The organism is Streptomyces sp. NPDC050564, assembly GCF_044457265.1.
In the GTDB taxonomy this organism is placed as follows: Bacteria; Actinomycetota; Actinomycetes; order Streptomycetales; family Streptomycetaceae; genus Streptomyces.
Window position 1 is genome coordinate 69,934 of sequence record NZ_JBITGS010000040.1, and the last position, 15,810, is coordinate 85,743.

Sequence of the window (15,810 nt, forward strand, 5' to 3'; positions counted from 1 at the left end):
GGAGATCGTCTGCCGCGATCGGGCCGTCCCGGCGACCGGTCCTCGTCACCGGGCGAGTCCGGCTTTGTAGCAGGCAGGCCGGAACTCGCGGGTGCAGATCCGGTCGATGGTGTACACGCCATCCTTGACGAGTGTCTGCTTGATGTTGCCGATCGTCACCGCGCGCGGAGTGAGCAGGACGGACGGGATGCGCTTGGTGGTGGGGCTGTCGGTCGTCGTCGTAGCGACGTCGCGGAGATCCTCGCCGCGCCCCAGAGCGACGGCCATGGTAACGGCTGCGACAGCTTCTGCCCGGAACGGTTTGTACACCGTCATGTACTGCTCGCCCTTGACGATGCGCTGCACAGCGTCAAGGTCGGCGTCCTGGCCGGTGACGGGAGGGAGCTTGCCGACACCAGCGACCTTGAGAGCGGAGATGACACCTGCGGCTATGGAATCGTTGGCCGCCAGGACACCGCCGATCCTGTCCGGGCCCAGGGCCGCGATGGCTGCGGACATGTTGGCATGGGCTTTCTCCGAGCTCCAGTCCACGGTGTCGTACGACCTGGCGATCTTCACCTTGCCTGTGATGACGGACATGGCGCCCCTCCTGAACGACGCTGCGTTGGCGCTGGTGGGATCGCCGTTCATCATGACAACGTTCCCGCCGTTCGCCTTGCCGCCCATGGCCTTCAGGAGCGCCTCGCCCTGGAGCCTGCCGACCTGCGCACCGTCAAAACTGACATAGCCCGAGATCGGGCCCTCGGCGAGCCGGTCATAGGCGACGACGGGAATACCCGCCTTGTCCGCCTCCTGGACCGAGGAGCGGAGTGCCCTGGTGTCGGCGGCGTCGAGGATCAGGACCCTGACCCTCTTGGTGATCATGGACATCACCTGTTGCTGCTGCCGCCCCGCGTCGTTCTCGGCGTTGGCATACTCCAGGGTGCAGCGGGGACACAATTCCTTCAGCCGCTTCTCGATCAGCGGCTTGTCGGATTGCTCCGAGCGGGGAACCGCTCGACTCGGGAGCAGCAGACCGACGGCGAAGCTGTCCGTTTCCGCTCGGCCGTCTCCTCCACAGGCGGCCAGGGGCATCGTCATGAACCCCGCGACGATCGCCGCGACGGCGGGGCCCGTACAGGTCCTCATCGCAGACCCCCTTGCGCCAGGCGGGGCCCCGGGTCCGCGGGAGTCGGCTCGCGCTGCGGCACAACGAGTTCGCTCCACACCTGCTTGCCGCCGGCCACCGGCACCGTGCCGAAGGACTCCGACATGGCTTCGACCAGAAGCAGGCCACGGCCGCCGGTCGACTCCCAGTCCACGATCACGGGCTTGGCAGGCGCACGCGGCGAGGTATCGCTCACACAGACTCGCACTCGGTCCCCACGGAGCGTCAGGTCGAGGCGGACCGGTCCCTGGGTGTGCACCAGGGCGTTCGTGACAAGCTCGGACACGACCAGCAGCACCGCATCGGCTGCTTCTTCAACTTTCCATCGCCGCAGAGTGCGCGCGGTGAAACGGCGGGCGTGCATGACGGCGTCGGGCAGCCGCCACACTACCCAACCGGCCCGTATCGGCCGGGTCTTCATGCCGTCGTAGCGCAGCAGCAACAGCGCCACGTCGTCCTCGCGGGGGCCGACGTCGCCGAGCAGTTCGTCGGCCATCAGCCCTGGATCCGCCGGATCCGCCGCAGCGAGGGCGGTGCGCGTCCGATGCATACCCTCGTCCAGGGGCAGGTCGGCGGCCTCGACCAGGCCGTCGGTGACCAGGGCCAGCACACTGCCGGGGGCCAGTGCGACGGCGGTCATGGGGAATTCCACCTCCGCGGAAACTCCCAGCGGGAGCCCGCCCTCGACCTCCAGCTCCTCGGCGGTGCCGTCGGGATGACGCACCAGCGGTGACAGATGCCCGGCCCGGACGAACAGGATGTTGCCCTCCTCCATGTCCAGTTCGGCATAGCAGCAGGTGGCGAACAGATCGGTCTCCATACCGATGAGGAGGCGGTTGGCGTGCGAGAGGACCACGTCGGGCGGGTGCCCCTCCACCGCATATGCCCTGACCGCGGTACGCATCTGACCCATGATCGTCGCGGCTCCGGCACTGTGTCCTTGCACGTCGCCGATGACCAGCGCCACCCGATCCTCGGAGAGGGCGATGACGTCGTACCAGTCGCCGCCCACCTGCAACCCCCGCCTGGCGGGCAGATAGCGGGCGACGGCGGTCCCCCCGGGCAACTCGGGGAGGCTCCGGGGCAACAGACTGCGCTGAAGCATCGTCGCGAGCTCCTGCTCGGCGTCGTGCGCGTGCGCACGCTGCAGGGCCTGTCCGACCACCGCCGCGGTGGCCGTCAGCAGGGACCGCTCCTCGGGGACGAATTCGTGCGGCTGATCCCAGCCGACCAGGCACACACCGACGACCCGGCCCTTGGCGGGAAGCGGCAGGACGGCCAGACCTCCAGGGCCGATGCCTGCGAGCCCGGGCTCGAGGGCTGAGTCGGCGGGCCACAGACCCATGCGCCCGTCCCGCAGCGCCATCTCAAAGGTGGGCAGGGCGCTGACCGGTATTTCGGGCCACTCCGAAATCCACCTGGAACGCCACTGGGAACGCCATGTCTCCGGCCAGGCGGCGGGCTGCGGCGGGTCGAGCACGGTGATCACGAGCCGATCGTCCTGCAACTCGGCAAGCGCCACGCGATCAGCGCCCAGCGGCTCACGCAGCACGGTGACAACCACTCGGCTGACGTCAGGGATTGTCGCGGCATCGTCGAGTGCGGCAGTCAGCCACTGAATCCTGGAAACGTCGTCGGCACGCCGGCGCAGGAGCGAGGTCGCCGTCACCACTCCCAGCACCTGCGCCGGCCGGTCGTCGATGCTCTCCACCACCCGGCAACTCAGGCTCAGCCAGCGCATTTCGCCAGTGGGACGGCGGACTCGGAACTCCAGCTCCCGCCGGCCGAATGCCTCGGTGGACGGCCCCAGGACCGACATCAGTGTGGGCATGTCCTCCGGGAGGGCGTGCGCGAGCAGGGTGTCCGCCTTGCCGTCGAAGTCGTGCGGCGTGATCCCGACCAGCTCGAGCAGGGTCTCGTCCACCTCGATCAGGCCGGTGTCCGGCACCAGGACGAACGAGCCGACGCGCAGACTCCGCAAGGCGGAACTCAGCAGCCGCGACGGCATGGGCCGGCCGGCCTCGGTCTGGAGTACCCCGGTGACCGCGTCGGCGTACCGCTCCAGGAAGCGCCGTTGCTCGGCCTCGAAGGCGTCCTTGGAAGCGCCCACGACGACGAGGCAGCCCAGCCGCCTGCCCTCCCTCCGGAGTGGCAGCGCACCGAGCGACGCCTCCGCTCGCAGCGGCGTCGGCCCGCCCTCGGAGAAGGATGCGAGCGCCGCGGGATTCAGCCACAGAGGCCGGTCGGTGCGCAAGGCGTGCGCCTCGGGTGACCCACCGGACAGCGGCAAACGCTCCGGAAGCCCGTACTCGGAAGAAGCGGCACCTCCGGCCGTCTCCACCAATCGCAGCACTTCATTGCCGACGCCGACGACATAGACCGCTGCCAGCGCCACTCCGGCGAACGTCAGAGCCCGATCACTCGCGGCGGCCCCTGGCACCGGAGGCGATGAACCGGTGTCTGCGGCTTCGGCCTCGTTTGCCCGCGGATCCGAGACCTCGGCCCGGGCACGGCCGTCATGAGGCATGTCCGCAACCAACCTCCCGTCCATGCCGCAGGTGCCGACAGGTTGAGATCGGGGCACCCCTTCAGGTGGAGATCGGGCACCCTTCTTCCAGAGTGGCATACAAGGGCCAACCGGACAGATCCGCTTGATCGCCCTCGACAGCAGGCCCGGGCGCCGGATCCTGGGGCCTCGTACGTCGAGCCGAACGGCGAAGCTCCCCTCGGTGTCGGGCGGAACGACCCTCGAAGTGGCGTTGCATGCGCACGCCAGGACGCCCCCGTCCGTCCCCTCGGATGTGTCAGATGGTGCAGTGCGGACGGTGGTACTGCCGATGACCCGCCGCGGGGCAGCAACCCACTCCGGTGGAGGGTGACCCACTGCGGCAAGATCGCTTCGGGCCCCGAGTAGAGCCACGTTCGGAGGGTGTACGGGCCCAACAGCGCTGGTCGGAGCCGCTGCGTTCGCAGATGACCGCAGCCGGTGCCACACTGACGACGTGGTCGTCTTGCCACGTGCGCGTGGTCCGTTCCAGGCGAACGTCGGGCGTCGGCACCGCGGCCGGCTATCGGCTGCTGGATTTCTGGCCGACACGCGTGGCCTGGTGAGGAGGCCGGGTTGTCGCCATGCTCAATGAGGGATCCCCCGGTGCCGGGCTGATCGGGCCGAGTCTCCACCTCGCCAGGGCGGGCGATGCCGCCCCGCAAGCGCCGGAGCCGCAGCTGCCCGTGAAGGCAGGGACAGGTGTGCGCCTGGATCTCCATGCCGACCCGGACACCTGGCACTCAACGCGGCCCGAGCCGTCGCGCCACGTAGTACGTGGCCCAGGCGGTCCGACCGCCCCGCACACGCACCTTGACACCCACGATGCACGTCGAGCCGCCTCCCCACGCGCGCACCGTGCCGGCCGGCCCCGACGGGAGAGGCCCGTGTGGCCCCGCCGGTCCTCCATCATCCGCCCGCCCACCACCCGACATACGCCGACGGGCCGCAGCACCCAGACCCCATACCCGATGCGGGCCAAGCACGGACAACCGTGCGCGCTCCCTGACCACACGCAGGGGAAAGACAAGGGAGGTCTCTCCATGAAGACCTTCGTACGAGACGCGGCCATCGCCATGACCGCCGCCTCGACGGCCGTTGCTCTCGCGGCCTGTGGGTCGGGCGCAGGGAACGACCCCCGCGAGGGAAACACGCCGAGAATCGGGCTGCTGCTGCCGGACGCCATCACGGCTCGCTGGGAGACACAGGACAGGCCCTTGCTCGAGAAGAAGATCAAGGAGCTGTGCCACGACTGCACGGTCGAACACGCCAATGCCAAGGGCGATGTCGCCACTCAGCAGGAGCAGATGGACTCGTTGATCACCAGGGGGGTCGAAGCCATCGTGCTCGTGGCCGTGGACGCCAGATCGCTCGCCTCTACGGTCAGGAAAGCGCACGCAGCAGATATCCCGGTCATCGCTTACGACCGTCTCGCCGAGGGCCCGATCTCCGGTTATGTCTCGTTCGACGGCGAGGAGGTCGGCAGGCTCCAGGGCAGGGCACTGCTGAAGGCCATGGGCGACCAGGTGCCCGGCGCACAGATCGTCATGATGAACGGCGATCTCAGCGACCCGAACGCGGTGTCGTTCAAGAAGGGCGCACTGTCCGTACTGAACGGGAAAGTGAAAATCGGCAAAGCGTACGACACACTCCAGTGGAGTCCGGAGGCTGCGAACATGAACATGTCCGGTGCCATCTCCGCACTCGGCGCCGACAACATCCACGGGGTCTACGCCGCCAACGACGGACTCGCCGCCGGCAGCATCTCTGCCCTCAAAGCGAACAAGGTCGCCCCAGTGCCCCCCGTCACCGGGCAGGACGCCGAACTCGGAGCCGTGCGGCGAATCGTCCGCGGCGATCAGTACATGACCGTCTACAAACCCTTCGCACCCGAGGCTTCCGCCGGCGGCGCCATGGCCGTGGCCGCGGCCCGCGGTGAAAGCCTCGACCGACTCGCCACGGACAAGGTGACGCCCCGCGGCGGGAAGGCGGTTCCGGCGGTCCTGCTCACCCCGGTGTCCGTGACTGTCGCCAATATCGAGGACACCTTGGTGAAGGACGGCGTGTACACGATCCAGCAGATCTGCACCCCTCAACTCGGGGCCGCCTGCGACAAGGCCGGGCTGACCTGACAGGCGGGTTCCGACCAGGTTCGTGCCCCGGTAAGGAGATGGTTTCCGTGCCGACTCCCCCGTTGCTGGCGCTGCACGGCGTGTGCAAGCGCTTCGGCGTCGTCGAGGTCCTCACGGACATCGAGCTGGAGATTCACGCGGGCCAAGTCGTCGCACTTCTGGGCGACAACGGGGCCGGCAAATCCACCCTGGTCAAAGTGATCTCCGGCGTCGCTCCCGCGGACAAGGGCGTCATCCAATGGGAGGGGCGGACCGTCAACATCAGGCGCCCCCACGACGCCCGGGACCTCGGTATCGCCACCGTCTACCAGGACCTCGCGCTGTGCGGGAATCTCGACGTCGTCGGCAATCTGTTCCTCGGGCAGGAGATCCGCAGATTCGGGTTCCTCGACGATGTGGAGATGGAGCGTCGCACCAGACACCTGTTGGAACGCCTGACCAGGAGCGTCCTCGATCTGCGCGACCCCGTCGTCTCACTGTCCAGCGGCCAGCGGCAGACCGTCGCCATCGCTCGCTCGCTTCTCGGCGAGCCGCGCCTCCTCCTCCTGGACGAACCGACCGCAGCGCTGGGAATCGAGCAGACCACCGAGGTCCTGGACATCGTCGACCAGTTGCGTGACCGCGGCCTGGGAGTCCTGCTCATCAGCCACAACATGGGCGACGTGAAAGCTCTCGCGGACCGGGCCGCCGTACTGAGGCTCGGTCAAAACAACGGCTTCTTCGACGTGAACATCACGTCTCACGAGCAGATCATCTCCTCCATCACCGGCGCGGCGGAAAACGAGCCTCGCCGGATGGCCCACCAGGAGTCGGGGTGGTGAAAGACGTGCACAACATGGCGGACGACACACGGGCTGAACCCGCCACACCCACCACCGTGGCCCGTCAGCCGCACCTCGCGCGGACCATCGCCCGTGCCGTGGAGGGCTGGGTCGCCGTCTTCCGGCGCAAGCTGAGCGCCGGTGAACTGGGCGCGCTCCCCGTCGTCCTCGTCCTCGCCGCGGTCTGGATCGTCTTCCAGGCCCTCAACCAGAACTTCCTCTCGCCCCGGAACCTGTCCAATCTCAGTGTGGACATCGTGGGCACGGGCCTGATCGCGGTCGGCATCGTCTTCGTGCTGCTGCTCGGTGAGCTCGACCTGTCGGTCGGCTCGATCAGCGGCCTCGCGGCGGCTGTCTTCGCTGTTCTGAACGTGAACAACGGCGTGCCGGAATGGCTCGCCCTGATCGTCGCGGTGCTCACCGGTACCGCGACGGGAGCCGTCCAGGGCTTCTCGTTCGCCAGGACCCGGGTGCCGGCTTTCGTCGTCACCCTGGCGGGGCTGCTCACCTGGAACGGCCTCATGCTCTACATCCTCGGGAACAGCGGCACCGTCAACCTCGACGAGAACGGTCTCGTCGCCAAGCTGACCAGCTATTACTTCACCAACAGCGCCGCTGCCTACGCAGTGGCGGCGGTCGCCACCGGCATGGTCTTCCTTGTGTCCTACCTGGGCAGGCGGCGCCGCAAGGCCTTCGGCATGCCGTACCGCTCGCTTCGGGGAATCACCATCCGCACGGGAGCGGTCGCGGTCATCGCGTTCGCCACCGCGTATGTGCTCAACCAGTTCCAGGGCCTGCCGCTCGCCCTCCTGATCTTCCTCGTGGTGGTGGCCGGCCTCGACATCATGCTCCACCGCACGCACTACGGGCGGCAGATCTACGCACTCGGCGGCAGCGTCGAAGCAGCCCGTCGTGCCAGCCTCAGTGTGACGCGGGTGCGGACCGCGGTGCTCGCGGTCTCGGGCACCATGGCCGCGATCGGCGGGCTGTTCCTGGCCTCGCGCATCACCTCGGTGAGCCAGAGCTCGGGCTCGGGCGTTCTGCTGCTCAATGCCATCGCAGCAGCCGTCATCGGGGGCACCAGCCTGTTCGGAGGACGCGGTACGACGTGGTCCGCGGTGCTCGGCATGCTGGTCATCCAGTCGATCGCCTCAGGCATGGCCCTCACGGACACCCCCGCTGCCGTCCAGTTCGTGATCACGGGCGGGGTGCTCTTCGCCGCGGTGGTCATCGACTCACTGTCGCGACGCTCGCAGGAGGCACATGGCCGGGCCTGAGGTGACAGCCTGGGGGACCCGGGGGGGACGATGCTTGATCTTGAGCAGGATCCGGTCGGTGCCGCTCAGGTCCCGGCTTTGGTCCGGCCATGGCCAAGATCTTGTGCGGTGAGGCGTTCAACCTGTGCAGCACTGGCCTCAGCGCGGCGCCGGGCTTCACGGACCTGCCGGTCGACCACCCGTACGCGCTCGCGCGCCTTCTGAGCGGCTGCCCGAGCCTGCCGTTGCTCGCCCTGCAGTCGCTTCACTTCAAGGGCGAGCTCGCCAACCCGCTGCTGGAGGCTGTTCTCGGCCTCCTCGGCTTCGTTGGCCTCCCGGCCCGCTGTCGCCGCCTCGTCCTCAAGGTCGCGAAGCTCCCGTTCGGTGTCGGCCGCTTCCTGCCGGGCCTGCTCGACAAGGCGGCGGCGCTCCTCGGCTGCGGGGTCCCTGGGCGCCCGGGCAGCGGGGCGTGGCGCGGTTGAGGGAGCGGATGCGGCAGGGGCGCGGCGCGGGGCCGTGTCCCCGACTGTGGGAAAGCCGAGTGGCTGGCTGAAGGGCTTCACCAGCCGGCCCGCGGCCCACTCCTGGGCGGCCGATGGGTCGGCGAGGACGGCATGGAGGATGCTTTCGACCTCACGCTGAACGCCGTCGCTGATCGGGTGGCCGGCCTCCTTCGCCAGTTGACCGGCCTGCCGCGACAGCGCGTTGATCAGCAGGTGCTGCCGGCGGCTGAGCTCGCGCAGCTGCTCCCCGTCCAGGTCGTCGTGCGCTTGGCGCAGGGCCTGGCCGAGCTGGAGCAACGGCTGGATCTCGTCGGGCCGTTCGCGTACCAGGAGGTTGGCCGCCCAGGCCGACGAGCTGGGACGACGCAGTTTGCGAATCTTCTCCGCGAGGGGGCGGTCGCCGGCGCTGCGCGCCGCGGCCGCACGGGCATCACGGGTGGCGGTGAAGTCCTCCGGCGCCAGCCCGTACAGCTCGTCCGCGACAGCGTCCAGGTCCACTGGTGCCCCTTTCCACGCCATGCCGCTTTTTCAAGTCTCACACCTATCCAGGACGCGTATGGCTCGGCGCCCGGCCTCGACCGCCAGACCTGGCCCAGTGGTGCGGTGGACCACTCCGGCGCCGATGCGTGCGCTTCGCGAGGGTCCGCTCGTGACGCCCGCGACGAGGTGCGGCGCATGCCTCGTGTTCAAGGCCGGCAATTGATCGTCACGCGGGCTGCGGTTTCGTTCGACCCGAGGCCCGGCCGTGACACGCGTTGGTCAGCGATGCCCGAACGGTGCACGCTGGAGACGTGGACTCCCGGCAGCGTCTGGCCGGACTGCGGCAGCCATGGCAGTCGAGCCACGCCCTGCTGCTGATCCCTCTCGCGCTCATCGTAGTGATCACGGTGGTGGACCTGCTGGTTCCGGCCGATGTCCATCTCGGTCCGCTCTTGGTCATCGCACCTGCTATCACTGCGTCTTTTGCCGGCCCCCGCCTGACCGCGCTGATTGGCGCCCTGGCAGTGCTGGCCCAGGCATTCATCGGCTGGCACTTCGGCGCGCTGTTCACCCGGAATGTGCTGGTGCAGGTCCTCGCCCTGGCGGTGCTGTCGTCGCTGACCGTGTTCTACTGCGTGGTGCGCGAGCGGCACCGTAAGGAGCTGGCCCAGGTGCGCTCGGTCGCCGAGGCCGCACAGCATGTCCTGCTGTGGCCGCTGCCGGAGGAGATCGGCCCGCTGCGGGTTGCCTGCCTCTACCTGGCTGCGGAAGACGAGGCTCAGATCGGCGGCGACCTGTACGCGGCCACCCGCATCGACGCCGGGACCCGCGTGATGATCGGCGACGTACGGGGCAAGGGCCTGGACGCCATCGGTGAAGCCGCCCTCCTGCTCGGCGCCTTCCGCGAGGCCGCGCACAAGCACACCGCCCTTCCCGGACTGGCGGTCGCCCTGGAACAGAGCGTCGCTCGCTATCTGGACGACTTCGAGCCGGAGGAGGAGGCCGGGGAACGCTTCGTGACCGCCTTGCTGATGGAGATCCCCGACGAGGACCCCATCACCCGGATGACCAGTTGCGGCCATCCTCCGCCGCTGCTGCTCAGCCACGGCGACGCCGTCACCGTTCCCGTGCACCCCACACCCCCGCTGGGGGTCGGTCGGACAGGGCCGGCGGACTACACCGTAGATGTGTTCTCGTTCGAAGCCGGAGACACTCTCCTGCTGTACACCGATGGCGTCATCGAAGCCCGCGACGCAGGCGGCCGCTTCTACCCGCTCACGGAACGGGCCGCCCAGTGGACCGGTCACAGCCCGGAGACTCTGCTGCACCACCTCCGGCGCGATCTGCTCGCCCACGGCGGCGGACGTCTCGGCGACGACGCCGCTCTGATCGCGGTCCGCCGCACGTCGACCGCGTGCCCGAGCGCCCCGCCGCGGAAGGGGCATACGCGCCGACGGGTTCTGCACCACTCCGAAACCGAACCGTCGCACTGATCGCACCGGTCGTCCGTTCGGGGCCGCTCGAGAGGGTCACCGGAATGAGGGTGATGCCGTGGTGGTTACGGGATCCCCTGTTCGGCCCAGATGACCTTTCCTCCGGGCGTGTACCGGGCACCCCAGCGATGGGCGAGTTGGGCTACGAGAAACAGGCCACGGCCGCCTTCGTCCATGCTCCGGGCATGCCTCAGCCGAGGCGCGGTGCTGCTGGCATCGGCGACCTCACAGGTCAAGCGAGAGTCGCGAAGCAGCCGCAGCCGTACGGGCGGTGCGGCATAGCGGATCGCGTTGGTGACCAGCTCACTCACGATGAGTTCCGTCGTCATGGCCAATTCCTCAAGGCCCCAGGCTGCCACCTGGCGAGTCGCCCGGGCCCGGACATCACCGACGGCGGCCGGGTCCGACGGCACATCCCACGAGACGGCGTGGTCGGCCCCCAGAGCGTGCGTGCGCGCCAGGAGAAGGGCGATGTCGTCGGGTTGAGGCACGGGCACGAGCTGCTCCGTGGCGGACAAGCACAGTGACTCAAGGTTGGAGACGTGCTGGGACAGCACCTGGCTGAGACGAGACATGCCCGGGTCCATGGCGCGGTCGGCTCCCTGGATGAGGCCGTCGGTATAGAGACCGATCAGGCTGTTCTCGGCGAGCTCGATCTCGGTGGCTTCGAACGCGAACCCTCCCAGCCCGAGCGGAGGCCCGGCGGGAAGCTCAAGGAAGTGGGCGTGCCCGTCGGGGGCGACGACGACCGGGGGCGGATGCCCGGCCCGGGCCATTGTGCAACGTCGCGTGACCGGATCGTAGACGGCGTACAGGCAGGTTGCTCCGAGGAATGCCGTGAGAGCCTGGTTGGCCGCCTCGTCGCCGGTCTCCTCCTCGCTCAGCCGAAGCACGAGGTCGTCGAGGTGGGCCAGCAACTCGTCGGGGGGCAAGTCCATGTCGGCCAGGGTCTGCACCGCAGTGCGCAGTCGGCCCATGCTCGCGGCCGCGGTGATGCCGTGGCCGACCACGTCGCCGACGACAAGACCCACGCGGGCGCCGGACAGAGGGATCACGTCGAACCAGTCGCCGCCGACCCCGCCCGTGGCGTCCGCCGGCAGATAGCAGGAGGCCACCTCCAGCGCTGTTCCACCGGCGAGGGCGTGGGGCAGCAGACTGCGCTGAAGGGTGACTGCTGCCGTGTGTTCCCGGGTGTAGCGGCGAGCGTTGTCGACGCACAGCGCCGCTCGCGCCACCAACTCTCGGGCCAAGAGGACATCGTCCCGGTGGAAAGAGATGGGATTGAGCGAACGGGCGAACGTGGCGAGGCCCAGAACCGTGTTCCGCGCCCGCATCGGCACGGAAATGAGGGAGTGCAGTCCGAACTCCCGCATGCTGGCCATCCTGGCAGGCTGTTCGGCGATCCACAGCTCGTCGGCCGCGTCGAGCACCGGAATGAAGATCGGATCGCCGTTGATGAGCAGGTTCACGTCGTGCGGCGGGGGGAGGAAGTCGACCTTGGCCCCGATCGGCGCCACAGCCTCTGGGCAGCCCTCGCGGACTGAACTCATGCCGGCCCGGCGCATCGCAGGCTTGGCGGAGGGCGGTCCGGCATCGGTCAACCACATTCCATTCCCCTCGGCGCTGAGGACCGGCTCCAACAGATCGACGATGACGAAGTCCGCGAAGCGCGGGACGGCGAAGTCGGCGAGCTCCTGAGCCGTCCGCATCACGTCCAGAGTCCTGCCGATGTCGGTCCCGGCCTCATTGACCAGCGACAGGAGCCGGCGGGCGTGCCACCGCTCGGTGACATCCAGGACCATGTAGCAGACCCCGGTGACGGAGTTGCTTGCGTCCACCAGGGGGAAGAAGGAAGTGGAGTACGCGTGTTGACGGTGCGGATCGGCCCAACTCCATCCTGCGTACTCGTAGTCGGTGACCGGGAGTCCGGTCGCCAACACCTTGCGCATCAAGCTCTCGAGGGTCTCCGCCTCCAGCCCCGGCAGCACCTCGCTCAGACGATGGCTCAACCGTTGCTCACGGGGCACGCCGCCGAGGCGTTCCAGGGTGTCGTTCAGCCAGACGTAGCGCAGCTGCAGATCCATCACCGCCATGCCGACCGGCGAGCGGGTCAGGAAGCCGTCGAGGATGGACTGGCCCACCGTCCATTGCTGCTTCTGCTCCCGTGCCGAGATCAGAAAACACTCGTCTCCGCCGATGCGGAAGGACGCGGACACCCGCAGGTCTACTTCGATACGGCCGCCGTCGCGATGCCGTACAGGGATGAGACCGCTCCACCCCATGCCCGCGCGACACCGCTCCGCGATGCGGGCCACACGCACCGGATCCCCGGGCATCGCCAGCAGCCGCACGGCGGAGCCGCCGACGACCTCTTCGGCGGGGTAACCGAGAAGCGCTTCAGCGCCTCTGGTCCAGCCGACCACGACGCCGTCTGCGGACATCACCGCTACCGCGTCAACCGACGCGTCGAACAGATCGCGCGGTTCTGAGGAAGTGGGCCCGTCGGAACCATTGCGCACAGAAGCCATTGTTTCCATCCCTTACACCTGACCATGTTCCTGCTTGACCGCCCGATGTGCACGGTCTGGGCGCATGGCGGCCGCGACGTCGCGGCGGCCCCGGCCGACGCCCACCGTGCTTCCGAAGCCACGCAGGGGCCTGGGACCGGCTCGATGTGATCCACGCAGTTGCCCCCGCCGTCATGACGGCGGGCGGATGCGCCAGGGGCGACTCGCGTTTCGCGGGGGTGCCGTGCCGACCCAGGTCGGCACGGCGGGTCGAAGCCGGAGGGATAGCCGGGAGGATTGAATCCTTCCGGGCGCCCGCCCCTCTGGGCAGCCTCGACCGGCCGGTCTGCCGGACGTACTCATACGTGGCGAAGGTGGAGGACCACCGGTGCCTCTACGCGCGTCCAGGGCTCCGAACAGGGCGCCGCGGAGGTGCCGCGGAAGACGAGCGCCGTCTGCCTCCGTGCACGGGGGCGCTGCCACGGCCTGCCGTCGGCGGCGGCCTTGGTCGACGTGCGGGCGGCTATGCGGAGTTGTTCCAGTCGTACGGTCCGCCGCCGCGCCACTCGATCAGGTCGGGGTCATCGATGGCCCTGTCCTCGGCGGGCAAGCCGGCGCGATGGAGGAAGTCGAGCACGTCGAAGAGGCTGTAGGCAGTGCCCACATCCTCGCCGTGGATCGTCACTCGCCGCCCACCGTCCGATGAGGGCGGAGACACGACCACAGGGGGGCGATCGTCCATGGCAGCACCATGCACCGCAACTGCTCGTTGTGCAGCTCGACGGCCACGAAGGTGCTCATACCGCGTCACTCGAAGGCACCAGCGGCCCATGAGGGCGTCAGTAGCCTCGTGCAGGGCGAACAGGGCAGAGAATCCCCGCCGTGTCAGTGACGCAGGATCCCCCGTGGGCAGCCGGTGAGGAAGGTCCCCGCCGGACCGCCGAATGGGAGATCAGCTGCCCTGACACATCGGTACAGGGCCTGGCCGGGGGGTGCCGGGACCGGCCCCAGGCCTCTCAGCCGACTGCGGCGCCGATCCCGTCGGCTACCTGGCCGAGGGACCGGTCCTCACCACCTTCGCGCTCGGCCGCCGTGACTCGTATCCGGCCTCGCCGCACCCCGTATGCAACGGATGCCGGCGGACGAACCGGAACCGCGAGGTGGTGCTGAACCACTTCGCTCCCACCATGCGCACGGCGACGAGCAGCTGGTGCGCCGCCTTCTGGGTACCGAGCGGGATTCCGGCCGCTGCCGACGCCGCCCGTGTACTTCACGGTCTGTCTCCTGCTGTTGTTCCCCTCCGGTGCTGTTGTTCCCCTGCTCGGGACGCTCCTTGCACGCGTCCCCTCACCGTCACATCACCCCATCGTGGGACACGCCAAGAGATGCCGAGATAATCGAACACGTGCTTGAATTTCTGTTATGACACACGGCACGTTCCCCGACGATCTGATCGAGACCCAGCGCGACTGGAACCGCACCTACGAAGCCCTCGCGCGCCGCAGTCCAGCGCGCTCAACGGTGCTACGTCGCCGGCTTCTGGCACTGTCGTGCCGACTCGTGGGCCATCCATTCTGGTCGACCACAGCAAGGGGTTCACGGACATCCTGGGTGGAACTTCGGCGTCTGGCACGCTCCCCCTCAGATTCGGAGAGGCCGTGACCTGCGCGCTTCGCCCAACGGCCCAGGGCTCCGCCACGCGATGAGGAGCGGATGCGCCCGGGGGTTCTTTCGCCGTGACGCCTGTCCCGATCACACTCGCGCTCCCAGACTGACCAGACTTTCTCCTGGGCAGTGCATGTGACGCGAGGCGAAGTTGAGTAACGGTGTGCGGCCGGGACGCGTCACCGGCAACCACGGGATGAGGACGCCGGCGCTGCACGAGCAGGGCATCGGCGGGCCCTGGCAGGCGCCGTCGGCGTCGACCGGGCTCCGTGGCAGCCCGGTCGCGCCGGACTCGGCGAACGCCCAGCAGTCGCTGCGGCTGCCACGCAGCGGGACGTCGATCGCCACGCGGCGCCCGTGAGATCGAGGCTTCTGCCGGCAGCCTGTGACGCTCTGGGACAATCGTGCGGTGAACGAGGTGAAGGAGATCTCCCGCACGGTTCTGCTGCGCCGTGGCTTCGCGCTGGAATACTTCACCCTGGGCTGGAATGTGGTGGGCATCGTGGTGCTCGCCGTGGCCGCCCTCTCCGCCCGATCGGTTGCGCTGGCCGGGTTCGGCCTGGACTCACTGATCGAGGTCGCCGCCTCCATCGTCGTCATCTGGGAACTGTCCGGTACCGGCGAAGCCCGCCAGCGCAGGGCCCTGCGGCTGATCGGTGTCGGCTTCGCCGCTCTCGCGCTCTACCTGCTGCTGCAGTCCACCTGGGTGCTGACCACCGGTTTCCGCCCCCACCACTCGCCTTTGGGTATCGGCTGGACCGCGGTGACGGCGGGTGTGATGTTCGCGCTGGCCGCGGGCAAGGCCCGCACCGGAACGGCGCTGGACAATCCCGTGCTCAAAACCGAGGGCCGCGTCACTTTGATCGACGGTCTGCTGGCCGCCGCCGTCCTGCTCGGCCTGGTTCTCAACGCCACGCTCGGCTGGTGGTGGGCCGATCCGGCCGCCGGCTACGTGCTGGTCTACTACGCCGTCCGCGAGGTGCGGGAGATCTTTTCCGGCGACCGCTGAACCGGCGGGCGGGCCCTCATCACACCGGGCCTTCGCTGAGGCCCTCCCGCCACGACGACAATGCCCCCGTGGGCCGGCGCAGCGCGCATGCGGCCGCCACGTCGGCGACCGCGAAGTGCGCGAAGTACGGAGGTCCCGGCGACGGCCACCTGCGGCACCTACTGATCTCTTCGGGTTGTTGTCGGGGGTGGTGACGTGTGGTGATCCCTGCGGTAGGTCGGTGGTATGCGGTACGCGCAGGGTGGTGGACTG

General features: G+C 68.8%; 11 protein-coding genes. 6 read left to right on the top strand and 5 right to left on the bottom strand.

The window, feature by feature from the left end; translation table 11 throughout:
* Positions 1-45 precede the first annotated feature (45 nt).
* Both ACIBK0_RS42230 and ACIBK0_RS42235 read right to left on the bottom strand, forming a co-directional pair.
* Complete coding sequence (locus ACIBK0_RS42230) at positions 46-1,128, bottom strand: sugar ABC transporter substrate-binding protein (RefSeq protein WP_399092558.1); 1,083 nt, start codon at positions 1,126-1,128, stop codon at positions 46-48.
* Positions 1,125-3,674, bottom strand: a complete 2,550-nt coding sequence (locus tag ACIBK0_RS42235) for a SpoIIE family protein phosphatase (protein WP_399092561.1) — start codon at positions 3,672-3,674, stop codon at positions 1,125-1,127. The genes ACIBK0_RS42230 and ACIBK0_RS42235 overlap by 4 nt, the downstream gene beginning before the upstream one ends.
* Before the next feature lie 1,061 nt (positions 3,675-4,735).
* Between ACIBK0_RS42235 and ACIBK0_RS42240 the strand changes: the two genes are divergently transcribed.
* From ACIBK0_RS42240 to ACIBK0_RS42250, 3 genes are read left to right on the top strand one after another with little or no spacing between them, the layout of a single operon-like run.
* Positions 4,736-5,824 (top strand): substrate-binding domain-containing protein, encoded by a 1,089-nt coding sequence (locus tag ACIBK0_RS42240; RefSeq protein WP_399092564.1) that lies wholly within the window; start codon positions 4,736-4,738, stop codon positions 5,822-5,824.
* Between the two features lie 38 nt (positions 5,825-5,862).
* Positions 5,863-6,645 carry an ATP-binding cassette domain-containing protein gene (locus tag ACIBK0_RS42245; RefSeq protein WP_399092567.1) on the top strand — a complete coding sequence of 261 codons (783 nt, stop codon included), beginning with the start codon at positions 5,863-5,865 and terminating at the stop codon, positions 6,643-6,645.
* Positions 6,646-6,659: 14 nt separating this feature from the next.
* Complete coding sequence (locus tag ACIBK0_RS42250) at positions 6,660-7,922, top strand: sugar ABC transporter permease (protein ID WP_399092599.1); 1,263 nt, start codon at positions 6,660-6,662, stop codon at positions 7,920-7,922.
* Positions 7,923-7,987: 65 nt separating this feature from the next.
* Here the strand turns inward: ACIBK0_RS42250 and ACIBK0_RS42255 are convergent, their stop codons facing one another.
* Entirely contained in the window at positions 7,988-8,902 is a 915-nt protein-coding gene (locus ACIBK0_RS42255) for a hypothetical protein (protein WP_399092570.1), read from the bottom strand.
* A gap of 293 nt (positions 8,903-9,195) precedes the next feature.
* Here ACIBK0_RS42255 and ACIBK0_RS42260 point away from each other — a divergent pair, with 293 nt between their 5' ends.
* A complete protein-coding gene (locus tag ACIBK0_RS42260) occupies positions 9,196-10,377 on the top strand; it encodes a PP2C family protein-serine/threonine phosphatase (RefSeq protein WP_399092573.1) in 1,182 nt (393 codons plus the stop codon).
* Positions 10,378-10,442: 65 nt separating this feature from the next.
* Here ACIBK0_RS42260 and ACIBK0_RS42265 read toward each other — a convergent pair whose 3' ends face one another.
* Together ACIBK0_RS42265 and ACIBK0_RS42270 are read right to left on the bottom strand one after the other, a co-directional pair.
* Positions 10,443-12,905, bottom strand: coding sequence for a SpoIIE family protein phosphatase (locus ACIBK0_RS42265; protein WP_399092576.1), 2,463 nt, complete (start codon positions 12,903-12,905; stop codon positions 10,443-10,445).
* A 502-nt stretch (positions 12,906-13,407) separates the two neighbouring features.
* On the bottom strand, positions 13,408-13,608 hold the full coding sequence (locus tag ACIBK0_RS42270) for a hypothetical protein (RefSeq protein ID WP_399092602.1): 201 nt from the start codon (positions 13,606-13,608) through the stop codon (positions 13,408-13,410).
* A gap of 1,104 nt (positions 13,609-14,712) precedes the next feature.
* On the opposite strand from ACIBK0_RS42270, the gene ACIBK0_RS42275 reads away from it, so the two are divergent.
* Positions 14,713-14,910: a hypothetical protein gene (locus tag ACIBK0_RS42275; protein WP_399092578.1), complete on the top strand. Its 198-nt coding sequence runs from the start codon at positions 14,713-14,715 to the stop codon at positions 14,908-14,910.
* Between the two features lie 48 nt (positions 14,911-14,958).
* Complete coding sequence (locus tag ACIBK0_RS42280; protein ID WP_399092580.1) at positions 14,959-15,558, top strand: cation transporter; 600 nt, start codon at positions 14,959-14,961, stop codon at positions 15,556-15,558.
* Positions 15,559-15,810 lie beyond the last annotated feature (252 nt).